At 42.0% G+C, this 13029-nt stretch carries 13 protein-coding genes; 2 read left to right on the top strand and 11 right to left on the bottom strand.

Going from position 1 to position 13029, the window contains the following annotated elements:
• Positions 1 to 129 precede the first annotated feature (129 nt).
• From MKY99_RS19615 to MKY99_RS19660, 10 genes are all read right to left on the bottom strand, one after another.
• A complete protein-coding gene (locus MKY99_RS19615) occupies positions 130 to 1305 on the bottom strand; it encodes an MFS transporter (RefSeq protein WP_339265858.1) in 1176 nt (391 codons plus the stop codon).
• A gap of 177 nt (positions 1306 to 1482) precedes the next feature.
• Positions 1483 to 2502, bottom strand: coding sequence for an LCP family protein (locus MKY99_RS19620; RefSeq protein WP_339265859.1), 1020 nt, complete (start codon positions 2500 to 2502; stop codon positions 1483 to 1485).
• A gap of 30 nt (positions 2503 to 2532) precedes the next feature.
• Complete coding sequence (locus tag MKY99_RS19625) at positions 2533 to 3654, bottom strand: FtsW/RodA/SpoVE family cell cycle protein (protein WP_339265861.1); 1122 nt, start codon at positions 3652 to 3654, stop codon at positions 2533 to 2535.
• A gap of 149 nt (positions 3655 to 3803) precedes the next feature.
• Positions 3804 to 4316, bottom strand: coding sequence for a hypothetical protein (locus MKY99_RS19630; RefSeq protein WP_339265862.1), 513 nt, complete (start codon positions 4314 to 4316; stop codon positions 3804 to 3806).
• Positions 4317 to 4409: 93 nt separating this feature from the next.
• On the bottom strand, positions 4410 to 5792 hold the full coding sequence (locus MKY99_RS19635) for a HAMP domain-containing sensor histidine kinase (RefSeq protein ID WP_339265864.1): 1383 nt from the start codon (positions 5790 to 5792) through the stop codon (positions 4410 to 4412).
• Between the two features lie 3 nt (positions 5793 to 5795).
• Complete coding sequence (locus MKY99_RS19640; RefSeq protein ID WP_339265866.1) at positions 5796 to 6500, bottom strand: response regulator transcription factor; 705 nt, start codon at positions 6498 to 6500, stop codon at positions 5796 to 5798.
• Between the two features lie 141 nt (positions 6501 to 6641).
• Complete coding sequence (locus MKY99_RS19645; protein ID WP_339265868.1) at positions 6642 to 7724, bottom strand: Gfo/Idh/MocA family oxidoreductase; 1083 nt, start codon at positions 7722 to 7724, stop codon at positions 6642 to 6644.
• 17 nt (positions 7725 to 7741) lie between these two features.
• Positions 7742 to 8659, bottom strand: coding sequence for a helix-turn-helix domain-containing protein (locus MKY99_RS19650; RefSeq protein ID WP_231573306.1), 918 nt, complete (start codon positions 8657 to 8659; stop codon positions 7742 to 7744).
• 30 nt (positions 8660 to 8689) lie between these two features.
• Complete coding sequence (locus MKY99_RS19655; RefSeq protein ID WP_339242327.1) at positions 8690 to 9694, bottom strand: Gfo/Idh/MocA family oxidoreductase; 1005 nt, start codon at positions 9692 to 9694, stop codon at positions 8690 to 8692.
• Positions 9695 to 9835: 141 nt separating this feature from the next.
• Positions 9836 to 10384, bottom strand: coding sequence for a GNAT family N-acetyltransferase (locus MKY99_RS19660; protein ID WP_339265870.1), 549 nt, complete (start codon positions 10382 to 10384; stop codon positions 9836 to 9838).
• Positions 10385 to 10470: 86 nt separating this feature from the next.
• On the opposite strand from MKY99_RS19660, the gene MKY99_RS19665 reads away from it, so the two are divergent.
• Together MKY99_RS19665 and MKY99_RS19670 are read left to right on the top strand one after the other, a co-directional pair.
• The gene (locus tag MKY99_RS19665; protein ID WP_339265872.1) at positions 10471 to 11052 is read left to right on the top strand and encodes a LysE family transporter; all 582 of its coding nucleotides are present in this window, start codon (positions 10471 to 10473) and stop codon (positions 11050 to 11052) included.
• 18 nt (positions 11053 to 11070) lie between these two features.
• Entirely contained in the window at positions 11071 to 11844 is a 774-nt protein-coding gene (locus MKY99_RS19670) for an AraC family transcriptional regulator (protein WP_076299332.1), read from the top strand.
• A 27-nt stretch (positions 11845 to 11871) separates the two neighbouring features.
• Here MKY99_RS19670 and nagA read toward each other — a convergent pair whose 3' ends face one another.
• Positions 11872 to 13014: an N-acetylglucosamine-6-phosphate deacetylase gene (gene nagA / locus MKY99_RS19675; protein ID WP_339265875.1), complete on the bottom strand. Its 1143-nt coding sequence runs from the start codon at positions 13012 to 13014 to the stop codon at positions 11872 to 11874.
• Positions 13015 to 13029: the final 15 nt, after the last annotated feature.

Raw genomic sequence — 13029 nt, forward strand, 5'->3', positions numbered from 1 at the left:
GTTACGAGGTAAAAAACTCTTTCTCCTTATTTTCTACATAAAGCCACTGCCAGCAGAAATCTGCAGACTAAAAAAGCTGTCGAGACTCCCTCGACAGCTTAGAATCTACTCTATGAGCAGCATTTCTATTTAACAACTCTCCACATGATCCGTTGATCTGTTTTTCAAATTCGCGATAGCTACTATACCAATCAACAACACGCAGAAAGAATAAGGAAGTGCCATATTAGCGGTGTATAAAGCTGTGCCTATAACTGGACCTATGAATGATCCTCCACCTTGAAGGGCCGCAATAAAGGAAGCAACGCTTCTTTGTTCATGGTCTTGAACCGCCATTGAAGCACCCGCACTGTAGCCAAGCAATGTAAAGCCGATGCCAATTCCCAAGAATGTAAAGTCCACATAAGCAAATCTGATAAACAATAATAAGCCTAGCAGACCCAAAGCCACAAATAATAGCCCTACGAGTAGCACTTTTTTAGGATGCCATTTGAGATATTTGCTGATCACAATTTGCGAGAGTACCACCATTACTCCCGAGATAGCCAGACCCGTTCCAATTAACTGAGTGGCTTGCTGGGTACTGTATCCAAGGCTGTCTTGCACAAAAAATCCGATAGTAACCTGCACGATATTCAGAGCAAACGATAGCAATAGTCCAATCCATAAATAGAGGCGTATCCGTTTGTCATTGGGTGAAAGTGAAATCGCCTGCCGTTCGATCTCGATATTCTTTTCTTTAGGAATAAACACTAGAAATAATATAGCCAAGGTGAATAATAATATGGCTGCGGCGTACATTGGTGAGGTGAGTCCCATCGAAGCCATTCCTCCGCTCATTGCAGGTCCTACTACGAAGCCAAGTCCATTGGCTGCACCGAATAATGCCATTCCCTGAGTACGGGTCTCTTTTGTACTCCAGCCCATAACATAAGCTTGTGCTAATGCCGGAATACCTCCAAAGAAAAAGCCGGCGATTGCGCGAAGTATAAAGAAACTCCAAAATAGGCTTGTTTTACTCTCAGCATGTACTGCATAATCAGCCAGCAGTGCAAAAATGACTAGTGTTGCCATGTAGACGAACATAATCGAAGCGAGCAGCCATTTTCGGCTCATGAATGTTTGTTTTTCCCAGAAATATCCTCCGAGCAGCCAGCAAAGTCCCGCTACCGATACCAAACATCCTGATTGAAAATCACTAAGTCCCAAATTCCGAGCAAGCGGTCCAATAATCGGATTAAATGCAGCTATCGATATCATCCCTGTAAGTACGATTAGAAACATAATACCCAGTCTGTATTTCATGAAATCCCCTTCTCCTCTCAAGTAAACCTAAACAATATACGATTCATAATCGCTGTGTTCATGGTACTATGCTTGGAAGTCAGGCCTCTACCCGTTGACGGATAACTTTACTGGTTATCGGGATTATTAGTAGAACACAAAAAAACTGCTCCTAAGAGCAGTTTAAGTGATAGTCTTTCAATCTACCGTTCCAATATTGTCCAGGTGCAATGAACTTTCGGAGCTAACACCCGCTTCCGTACTCAGAGTAGTAAGTGCTTGTTTAAGATCCTCTTTATTCACATACACGTATGGACTCTTCCAAAGAGATTCCACATGTAAGGAATTGATATGATCTGGTTTGAGTTTAGGGAAGTTCAACAACCATTGCTGGAGATCCGCTTGTGGAATATCTGTCTTCACATTTTCACCGATGATGTCCAATACATTCCCCCATTGGGACACGCCTTGGAAATTCCCTAGCTTATCCAGAATCTGCTTAATTACTTGCTGCTGTCGATCATTGCGCTGAAAATCGGAGGATTCAGCCGTTCCTTGATTCGATTTGCGGTAACGCACAAAATCAAGCACATGTTTGCCATCCAGCTTCTGCAAGCCCTTCTTTAAGTCGATGTTCGTTCCATCTGCCGAATCGATATATTTCATATCCATATCGACATCAATGGTTAGCCCGCCAAGCAAGTCCACCGTCTCCTTCAGCACATCAAAATTCACCACAACCATGTGATCAATTGGCAGACCTAGTAAATTGCTGAAAAACTCTTTTGTATTAGGGATAGCTTCAGTTTTATCTTTTATGTAATGGTAAGCATAATAATAATTAGCTTTGCGAGAGGGCAACGATTTAGGTTTTAGCAACAAATCCCTCGGTATAGATAAGAAACTCGTCGACTTTGAGTCAGGATTGAAGCTGACAAGCATTAGAACATCCGTATTCATTACCCCACCACCACCGTCCCGACTATCTACTCCGGCAAGCAGAAAAATCATAGGTTCAACCGATACCGTTTCCTTTTTTTCCTCTGGGGCAGCGGTTGGCTGGACGTTGACTGGAGCAGCCATGCGCTCTATCGCGTTATCCGTCTTTTTGTATAAATACCCTGCATATACTCCAATTCCGATAATCGTTGCGCCTAAGACAAGTCCAATGCTCGTCAGAATTTTACGAGTTGTTGTCCACTTGCGTTTGTTAGTCATAATTCCCTCCACTCAGTTCCAGTAGCTTTTTCAATCCGTGCTTTCATCCTTATGGACTTTCACACTTAGCACTATGCCAATCGCAATCATATTAGTAAGTAACGAGCTACCTCCATAACTAATAAACGGCAAGGATATCCCTGTCAGGGGCAGCAATCCAAGATGCATTCCAAGGTTAACAGAAACTTGAAAGATAATCATGGCGATAAACCCGGTGACAACATATGCCCCTGCACGGTCCCTGCTTTCGAGTGCGATAAAGATCATTCGATAGACGAGCAATAAATATAGCATCAGCAAAATGGATGAACCTATAAAACCGTATTTTGCACCGATGACTACATAGATCGAATCGGAATACGCGTATGGAATATATCCTTTTCGCAAAAAAATACCTTCACTACCCGATAATCCACCGGAGCCAATGGCTATCATTGCATTTTTGACATGCCAAGATTTATCGGGATCACTCTGCGGGTCCAAAAAAGCCTGAATTCGTGACAATTGATGGGGCTCGACAATCTTGGATAACAAATCGAAGTTGGCATAATAGAGCCATAGTATCGTGCCAATCGAAATGATCACCACACCGAGGATCAAGATCATATATAGAGCACGGATGTTACCTATCCAAAGCATACTAAGCAATATGCCCGCAAAAACGAGCGCTGTACCCAAATCGGGTTGATCCATGATCAAAATAAAAGGAATAAAAAAAACGAAACAAACCGGCACTAAATCTTGAAAAAAGCGAAGCTGCTGTCCTTCTCGTTTACCCAATAGATGAGCAATGAGCAGCACCGTACATATTTTAGCCAGCTCGGAGGGCTGGAGCTGAAAGCTTCCAATACTTAACCAACGCACGGCACCATTGAGGTTCTCCCCAACCAACTTAACTAGCACAAGTAGACCAATACCCACGCTATAAAAGAGATACGCTAACCAGCCTAATAGAATCTTATAATCTACCAATGCGATGAATAACATGGGTATGCAAAATAAAGCAAATAAATACAACGAACTGATGTAAAGACCATCTAACCGTGTATCCGTAGTCGCGCCATAAATAGCAACAGTACCAATACCAACTAGGCATGTTACGAGAAACAGTACGGATCTGTCCAGCTTTGCAATTTTGGTGGTGAGAAACATGATACAACCTCTATTTAATTTCTGTATTTTTCTTGTTGTAAAATGAGCATCATAAATAATCCGCCTGAGCACTAATACATCTTGTCTCAAGATGAAGCTGAAGTGCAGCGGATTATAAAGTGGTATGATTATCTCAGATCAAATTTGTCCTAATACGCCTTCTTCGATAACAGCTTTAATTTATCTTCACTCAGCGTATAAATATCCAGCCCGTTCCCTGCCTCGCCCAATGACCAGCCCAGCGCGAGCTCGTTATGGCCATCATCATCGACATCATAGAATTCGGCATAATCCAAGCCATACCCAAACCCCTCAACCTCCGAAATCTTTTGCCACGCTTCATTTTCCTGCCTAAGCAGCATTGCTTTTATAGAAGAACCTTTGTTTTTGCTGTACTCATATACAACTACCGCTTCATCGATTCCGTCTCCATCCATATCCCCAAAGGAGATAGCATTATCCTCTTGTCCATCCAACGGAGTTATCAATTGAGCTTTGTCGGGAAGCCATTTGATAAATTCCTGGCTCGTTTTGTCTCGCTGCAGGCTTGCTTCTGATGATGGAGGCTTAATCAGCTCTCCTGGTGTCGCCGGCACTCCGCATCCTCCGAGCAAAAGTATCGTTGTTAACATAGCACCTATCTTTATGAATTTGCTCGGCATTTGGATCATCGACTCCTCGCTTGTCCGCATATATAGTATTTTATCTGTGAAAGAGATGAAAGTGGTTATGAAATAGTTAAATTTGAGCTCTATTTATATCGGCAAGTCAAATTGGACAATCGTCCCCTTACCTAAAGTACTGCTTATACGCAGCTCGCCATGATGCAACGTAATAATCTGTTCCGAGATGGACAGTCCCAAACCGCTGCCTGACGCCTGTTGATCCCCTTTGTAGAATTTTCGCCGCACATTCTCTAAATCCGCTTCTGCGATGCCTGACCCAGTATCCTCAACCGTAATTACAACTTTCCCTGGAACCGTATGGGCAGTAATAAGAATTCGGCCCGAGGAACTAGTAAATTTGAGCGAATTATCAATGAGATTAATCATGACTTGCTTCACACGATTCTCGTCAGCTTGAATGACAGGCAGATTCTCTTCTATTTTCACTTGAAGCAAGATGCCTTGTCTGGTTGCTCTAGGGGTGAGTTGTCTGCCAATATGCTGCAACAGCTCTGTTAGATCCACAGTTGTGAGGTGAATTGCGATTCTTCCGTTATCCAATTTGGAGAAATCCAATAATTCATCCACCATATGAGTTAACCTGTCACTTTCAGATTCAATGATATCTAGCCCATCAAGAAACAGAGCCTGGTTACTCTCCCCACCCGCCTTCAAGGTGATTACCCAGCCTTTGATCGAGGTCAATGGCGTACGCAGTTCATGGGATACGGATGCGATAAAATCATTCTTAAGCTGTTCACTTTTCGAGATTCGACTGGCCATCATATTCAATGTATCTGCCAAGGAACCAAGCTCGTCTTGATAACGCTTTTGTACTCTTATGCTGAAATCTCCTTCGGACATTTGGTCTGCTGCCTGTTTCAGATCTTTAATGGATCTGGTTATGGTCCAAGATAGTAATAATCCAAGCAAGGTGACAATACCAATCACGAGCAAACCTACCCCGATCAGCAAAACCGCAATTTGATTTACTGTATGTATCGTTTCCGTTAAGGAGGTAATAAACCTCACTTCCCCGACGATGTTACCTTTGGCTTGTAAAGGATACGACACCGTAAAAATAGCTTCCTCCGTTACAGGGTCCTCACCCTTCCAACTGTCAGGCTGCCCTTGTATGGCTGCTTGCATATCCATATTATCTGTCATCGTAAAATCGCCTTGGATTCCATTAGAATCCTGCAACAGCCGACCTTCAGCATTAATAATCTGTACCTGTGCATCGGAATGGCTGGCAAAGCCCTTTAACAACCTATCCGATTGTGCCTCTAAATCCTCGTCGCTAAAATATTGCTGATAAAAAGAAGCCGACAGTTCTGCTTGATTCATCAGGGTTTGCTCTATATTATGAAAATAATAATAACGTACAGATAAATTAAGAATAATCTCAAGAATGAGCACAGTAAGACAGATCACTACAAAATAGCTTCCTACTAATCTTTTCTGAATACCCATTCTTCAACCATCCTTTCTAAAGCGGTATCCGAGCCCCCATACAGTCTCAATCCAATGCGGGTTAGAGGCATCCTCTTCAATCTTCTCTCTTAGCTTACGCACGTGAACATCTACTGTCTTCGGATCACCAATAAAATCCTCACCCCAGACCAGGTTCATTAATTCATTCCTAGATAGTGCTGTATCCGGATGCTCTAAAAAGGTCTTCATCAACTGGAATTCCTTCGGGGTTAATTCAATAATGTCATCGTGCTTAAACATCTTGTTCGAGTTCAAATCCAGGCGAATCGGTCCAGCTTGAAGGATAGTTTTTTGCGGTTTTAAAGCTGTTTCTGTACGACGCACTATCGCTTTGATCCGTGCCACCAGTTCTAATGGATTAAAAGGTTTCACAATGTAATCGTCGGCACCCATTTCAAGGCCATTGATTTTATCCAGATCTTGTCCTCGTGCTGTTAAAAAAATGATAATGACCCCAGGATCCTGCTCTCTTAGCTTCCGGCAGATCTCAAACCCATTTAAATCCGGCAACATGATGTCCAGAACAATAACGTCTGGCCGGTTCGTCTCAAAGCTCTGCAATGCTGCTTCTCCACAAGCAGCCTCACTAACCACAAACCCATTATTCGTTAAATTGATAGCTATAAACCGTCTAATATTATCGTCATCTTCCACAATAAGTACTTGATTGCGTTCTACAGTGTTCATGCTCTTCACCCCTATAACCCAGTATTCAAACATGCAAAAAAAAACAAAAAAACTCTCCCAGTAAAGAGAGAGTCTTGTCTCAGATCCCTGTAATTAAATCACAAGTGGATATTACTCTATATCGCTATGCTTGTCAAAAATCTAATCCAAATACACAGCCTTACCCGTTTGTGCAGATTCATAAATCGCTTCTAATATTTGCGAAACAACATAAGCCTGTTCAGGTGTTACAACCGGGTCTTTATCCTGTTCAATAGCCTCGATCCACTTTCTTAATTCGATGTCAGGTGCACTTTCTGCTTTTCCTTCATAGTAAGCAACGCCGCCTGCCCCAAGCTCAATTTTATTGGTGTACAGCTTGCTGAATTTCTCTCCATTAATTCTAAGTCCGTCCTTCATATCTGCGCCTGCTTCAGTCCCGCTCAAGCTGCATTTCGCTTCATGCACATCCAGAGAATTGAGTGCCCAGCTCGCTTCCAGCATAATTGTAGCGCCATTCTCCATTACGACCATCCCAAAGGCTGAGTCCTCCACGGTGAACTTTTTAGGGTCCCAAGGTCCCCAAGCGTTGGCGGCCTCTTCTTTTTGAGACAGTTCGTGATATTTGGTGCCCAGCACGACTTTTGGTTTATAGTTATCCATCATCCACAGCGTTAGATCCAGCGCATGGGTTCCGATATCGATCAGAGGTCCTCCACCTTGCTTCTCTTCATCGAGGAATACTCCCCATGTCGGTACCGCTCTCCGTCTGATGGCATGTGCTTTTGCAAAATAGATATGACCAAGCTCCCCGGACTCACATGCTTTTTTCAAATATAAGCTGTCTTCTCTGTAGCGGTTGTCATATCCAATGGTTAGTTTCTTGCCTGTACGTTTCGCTGCTTCCACCATTCGTTTGGCATCTGCTGCCGTCTTGGCCATTGGTTTTTCGCACATAACATGTTTTCCTGCTTCAAGGGCTGCAATTGAAATTTCTGCATGAGCATCATTCGGTGTAAGCACATGAATAATATCAATCGAATGATCTTTTAATAGTTCTGTGTAATCCGTATATACAGTAGCTTCGCTAGTACCGTATTTCTCCGCTGCTTCATCAGCACGTTCTTTAATAATGTCACAAAAAGCTACGATTTCCACTTTACTTTGCTTGCTCAAACTTGGAAGATGCTTGCCATTCGCAATTCCACCACATCCAATAATTCCTACGCGAAACACTTTACTCATATCTTTCACCCTCACTTCTAATTAGTTTGTTTTGTATTTCGATAAGTTGCTGGAGTCATGCCTAACCGCTTGCGGAAGACAATATGCAAATATGTAGCATTCGTAAACCCTTCCGTTTGAGCGATTTGTTCGATCGGACAATTGCTTTCTTCAAGCTTACGGCAGACCGCTTTCAACCTTATATCCTCAAGCGCCCTACTGAAAGATTGATCGGCGTTAACTTGTTTAAACACTCGCTGCAGCTGCCTTGAACTAATATTCAGCTTTTCAGCAACATTCTCCAAGGTAACAGCTCCTGAATAATTAGCTTCCATATATTGAATGGCGTATTGGTACCGATAAGTTGACATATCTCTAACAGGTGCTTCTGTTCGAATTCCACCTGCATCATACGCTCTTACTGCCTTTAATAAAATGCTGATTACGAGATGTTTAATGGAAGTGTAATATCCCGTTAGTTTACCTTCACAAGCTTCATAGGCTTCAAGAAAACATTTCATAGCGCTGTGATAATCTTGCGCTGGAACTAGTGGTAGCTGCTTTAGCTTCTGAACACAGGTCTCAGCCTCCGCAACCTCCCAAGGATCAACCTCCTCTCTGATCTTCTCTTTGATGTCCACATGTAGACACAGTTCTTCCATAGAATCATCTGGATCCGCCTCTTGGCGGTGCATGACACCCGGTCCGGTTAAATAAAACATTCCCTCAGACAAGGGGTATTTTAAATCGCCAAGAGTCACTTCTCCCTTTCCTCTAGGAATAAAATGAAATTCGAATTCAGAATGATTATGGAAATCTATGACTCTTCCCGGCGGAAAAGAGGTCAAATGAAATCTAAGAACTGTTATCTCGTAATGTCCCCATTGGATTGAAATATCCAATCTTTCGAGCATATCATGCTTCTCAAACATCATCTCATAGGGAAAGTTACTCAATGTTAAATCCTCCTAACAGGTGGAGACCGGTTAAGCGTCTAGATCTGCTAACCGAATCATACGAGCTTCTTTAGCTGAACGATTCGCCGCCTCCATTAATCTCGTAAGCTCCACAGCAATTTGAACATTCTCGGTGGCGAAAGTATCCTTTTGGATATGATTAACCCACTGATGGAATGCGCTTTCACGATTAGCATGTAGCGCTACTTCTTTCCATCCTTCCTCTTTGTCAGCGGATTTGTTACTTCTAAGAAGAAGCTTATCCTCTGGTGTTCCGTAAAGAAGAGTCCCCTCGGTTCCATGTACCTCGATGGTAAACGGCGAATGACTATTCACGAAACCAGCCTCGACCACACCAATTGCTCCTGAATCCGTAAATAATGTTACCACTGCATTATCTTCTACTTCCTTGCCCGTTACATAACCAAAATTAGCATTTACACCGGTCACATCTTGACCTAAGAAAAGCTTCGTCAAATACATAGGATGACAGCCTAGATCAATCAAAGCTCCGCCACCACATTGTTCCAAGCTATAGAAATGATCGGGAAGCCAGTTTTCTGTAGCCCCATTATGAGATAAGCGAACTCTAACGTAAGTAATCTCTCCGAGCAGTTCTTGACTTAGAACCTCTTGAATCGTTAATGCGTATCCATCATTTAGACGTGGCAAGGATACGGTCAGCTTCACCTCGTTCTCTTCCACTGCGCTTATGATCTCTTCAACTTCTTTATGTGTGGGGGCAATTACTTTTTCCGTAAAAATATGTTTGCCCGCTTTAGCCGCAGCAACAATTACATCTCTGTGCACATTGGTCGGCGCATCCACTATGACGGCATCTATATCCTCTTGCGCAAGCAGGTCATCCAGTGATTCGAAAAAAGGAACATTTAAGCTTTCGGCAGCTTTTTTCCCACGCTCTGCATCTTCATCCCAAACTGCAGCCAATACAGTATCCTCATGTTCTTGAGCTTGCTTCGTATAGTCCCAAGCATGTACATGCCAATAGCTAATCTTACCAATTCTAATCGTCATTTGCTTGTGCCTCCCGTATATATGTTATTCTGACATCTACTAATAAAATATCACAGAATAAAACCCTTTATTAGTAGGAAAATGCGACATCTAATATATAATATTACGACACGTTCGTTTCATATGATGTACAATTTCCATTTAATCACTTCTTACATTACACAACCAAACCATATGATCGGAATCGGGTCCCCAATAATCTTTTACTACCTTATAAGGCTCCCCAAATTTACGCTTCCACTTGATTTGTGCACGTTTATAGCCACTGTCCAAACAAAATTGCTCGATCCCTTGTTCGTTTAGAAATATCATCATTTTCTTAATTAATGCCGAACCAATCCCTTGCCCCTGATAGCTTGGCAACACGTATAAACTCCCCAATTCCCCCAAATGATCCAACTGATGTTCTGCACAGATTTGAATAGTCTCACCACAGGGACCATAGGAAATCGTACCCACAGCCTTCCCATTGATTTTAGCGATAAAGAAATAAATATCCGAGTTTGCCTTTTCCAGTGAAGATAGCGCCTTTTGCTTTTTATGATCGGTTTCACTTTGTATATCCTCTAGTAAGTGACCTAATCCTTCTTTGTTAAAGGCATCCGATATTGATTCTTCAAATACCCGGCATGTAGATACATAATCGCCCTCAGTGAGTGTACTAATAGTTAAATGCTTTGTCTCATTCATTATGTTGATCTCCTCTGCAATAATGTACTATAAACAATCAAGTTATGAGGTTTATATTCATAAGACAACTTTTACTGGAGGTCATCATGAATATAATTTCCTTTTTTCTCTATTGCATTGTAGTTACATGTTCACCCGGTCCTGCCAATATTGTTATTCTTTCTTCCGTGCAACATTCAGGGGCTAAGAAAACCATGCGGTATGTATACGGGGCTACGATGGCTTTTGGTCTATTGCTTATCCTTTCTACCTTGATGAATCGTGTTCTGGTGGAGGTCATCCCAAATATCCTGATCATTATGCAAGTCGTCGGAAGTATATATATGCTCTATCTTGCTTATAAAATCTTTAAAATGGGTGCAATGGAAGACCAGCCTAATCCAAATGCCAATTTTCGGTCGGGTTTACTTATGCAGCTTGTGAATCCTAAAGTGCTCTTATTTACTTTAACAGTCATTCCCAGCTATGTAATGCCATTCTATACTTCTTCTCTCACCTTATTTATGTTTGTTATAATTATAACTGTGATCGGATTTTTTGCTTTTACGACATGGGTTGTATTTGGGGCAATCTTCAGAGTATTTCTGCAAAATCACCAAAAAGTTCTAAATACTCTGATGGCACTATTTTTAGTATACTCTGCCATTATGATATCGGGAATCCTATAAGTCGTGGAGGTTAAGAGCGTGGAGAAATTCAACTATAAAAAGTCAGCAGATATCCTAACATTGTCAGCTAGCATGAGTGATTTCACTTATAAAAAACATTGCCATGAGGAATACGCAATCGGTGTCACCTTACGTGGCATTCAGCAATATAACCTTGATGGTAGCTTGCAATCCTCTCATAAAAATGGCGTAATGCTATTTAATCGAGAGCAAACGCATGACGGCAATTCATATGATAAAGCAGGTATTGATTATGTCATGCTATATATCAAACCAACCTTGATACAAGAGATCCTTGGAAAAAAAGAACTCCGCTTCGCCTCTCCCATTCTATACGATGACAAATTGGCACAGTGCATATTAGCGCTAAGTCATGCCATCCAGAATGGCAAAGAGGAGTCCTTGTGCAGTGAGCTGTTGTTAAACCTGGTTCATGTAGTATCTAATACTGAACTAGTTACAGAGCACAGGATAAATAATAAATTTGTCAAAAAAGCAAAGGAAATGATGTACTGCAGTTTAGAACATGTACTAAAACTAGATGATCTCTGTAAAGAGTTTGGACTTTCCAAATATCAATTTATCCGAGAGTTTAAGACACATACAGGAATATCACCTTATCAATTTTTCTTGAATTGCAAGGTAGAGCATGCCAAGCAGTCCATTGAGAAAACTAAGGATATCTATGCCGCTGTAGTAGATTGTGGATTTGTGGATTTAACTCATTTGAACCGGCATTTTAAAAGCGTGTTTGGCATAACCGCACATGAATACAGGTTACAACTGCATTGAGCAGAAGTAACCTGTATTCATCATGATTTATGAAATTTGACCATTCACCATTGTCCAGCACACTTTAAATTCATCATCCAAGAGGACCAGATCAGCATCAAAGCCGGATGTTATTGTCCCCTTTTGTTGAAGTCCAAGAATATTGGCCGGCGTAGTTGAAGCCATCTTTACGGCGTCTATCAATGGAATTCCAGTTTCGACAGTATAACGTAAAGCTTCATTCATAGTCACTGTGCTTGAAGCTAGCGTTCCATCCTTCAGTCTCGCTACCCCCTCGGATACCGTAACATGATGGCCTCCAAACATATAATCCCCATCACCTAATCCCATAGCTTGCAGTGCATCTGTAATCAAGACCATTCCTTCTGGTCCTTTCAAGGTATGCATTAATCGAATAATTGCAGGATGCAGATGGACGTTGTCCACAATCGCTTGAAGGCTTACATGCTTCTCTTCAAAAGCAGCCACAATTACCCCTGGATCTCGATGATGGATAGGACGCATGCCATTAAAACAATGCGTAACATGACTTGCCCCCGACGCAAAGGCTTGTTTAGCTTCTTCATATGTGGCATCCGAATGAGCGATGGCTATAACTACACCCTTTTCTTTCAAAAAGGAAATGAGCTCCATCCCTCCCGGCAACTCCGGAGCGATTGTAACCATCTTAATAAGTGAACCCGCTTCTTCAAAAATCAGGTTCATTTCCTCTAAGTTGGGGTGGCGTAGATACTTTTCGTTCTGCATTCCTTTTCGCTTCGGGTTCAAGTAAGGTCCTTCTAAATGAATACCTGCGATCTTTGCGCCCACTTCATGTCCGATCACACGCTTGACACTACGAATCATTTCTAAAAGATCTTCTAGCGTAGAACTCACAGAGGTAGCCAAAAATGAGGTACAGCCAGATGAAGCACAAGCACTTGAGACCTCTTGAATACTCTTTTCCGTACCGTCCATCATATCGAAGCCATTGGCGCCATGAATATGAACATCTATCATCCCGGGTACTAATAAATGGCCACCACCGTCAATCCGTTCATGTTGTCCCTCTGGAATCGAAAGATCCTCTGTATCTATCTTTATAATTTTCCCTTCAGAAATCCACACATTAGCCGCTGGGACAATACGATTCTGAAGCGCCACTTGTACATTTTGCAGAATATAAGACATAAATATCCTCCTCTG

This window comes from Paenibacillus sp. FSL R5-0470, from assembly GCF_037975205.1.
Taxonomy (GTDB): domain Bacteria; phylum Bacillota; class Bacilli; order Paenibacillales; family Paenibacillaceae; genus Paenibacillus_AQ.

Coding starts and splice junctions, on each gene's coding strand:
- MKY99_RS19645 (WP_339265868.1), bottom strand. CDS start 7,724: ATGAGTAAAGTGTTTCGCGTAGGAATTATTGGATGTGGTGGAATTGCG.
- nagA (WP_339265875.1), bottom strand. CDS start 13,014: ATGTCTTATATTCTGCAAAATGTACAAGTGGCGCTTCAGAATCGTATT.
- MKY99_RS19630 (WP_339265862.1), bottom strand. CDS start 4,316: ATGCCGAGCAAATTCATAAAGATAGGTGCTATGTTAACAACGATACTT.
- MKY99_RS19665 (WP_339265872.1), top strand. CDS start 10,471: ATGAATATAATTTCCTTTTTTCTCTATTGCATTGTAGTTACATGTTCA.
- MKY99_RS19640 (WP_339265866.1), bottom strand. CDS start 6,500: ATGAACACTGTAGAACGCAATCAAGTACTTATTGTGGAAGATGACGAT.
- MKY99_RS19660 (WP_339265870.1), bottom strand. CDS start 10,384: ATGAATGAGACAAAGCATTTAACTATTAGTACACTCACTGAGGGCGAT.
- MKY99_RS19635 (WP_339265864.1), bottom strand. CDS start 5,792: ATGGGTATTCAGAAAAGATTAGTAGGAAGCTATTTTGTAGTGATCTGT.
- MKY99_RS19655 (WP_339242327.1), bottom strand. CDS start 9,694: ATGACGATTAGAATTGGTAAGATTAGCTATTGGCATGTACATGCTTGG.
- MKY99_RS19620 (WP_339265859.1), bottom strand. CDS start 2,502: ATGACTAACAAACGCAAGTGGACAACAACTCGTAAAATTCTGACGAGC.
- MKY99_RS19625 (WP_339265861.1), bottom strand. CDS start 3,654: ATGTTTCTCACCACCAAAATTGCAAAGCTGGACAGATCCGTACTGTTT.
- MKY99_RS19615 (WP_339265858.1), bottom strand. CDS start 1,305: ATGAAATACAGACTGGGTATTATGTTTCTAATCGTACTTACAGGGATG.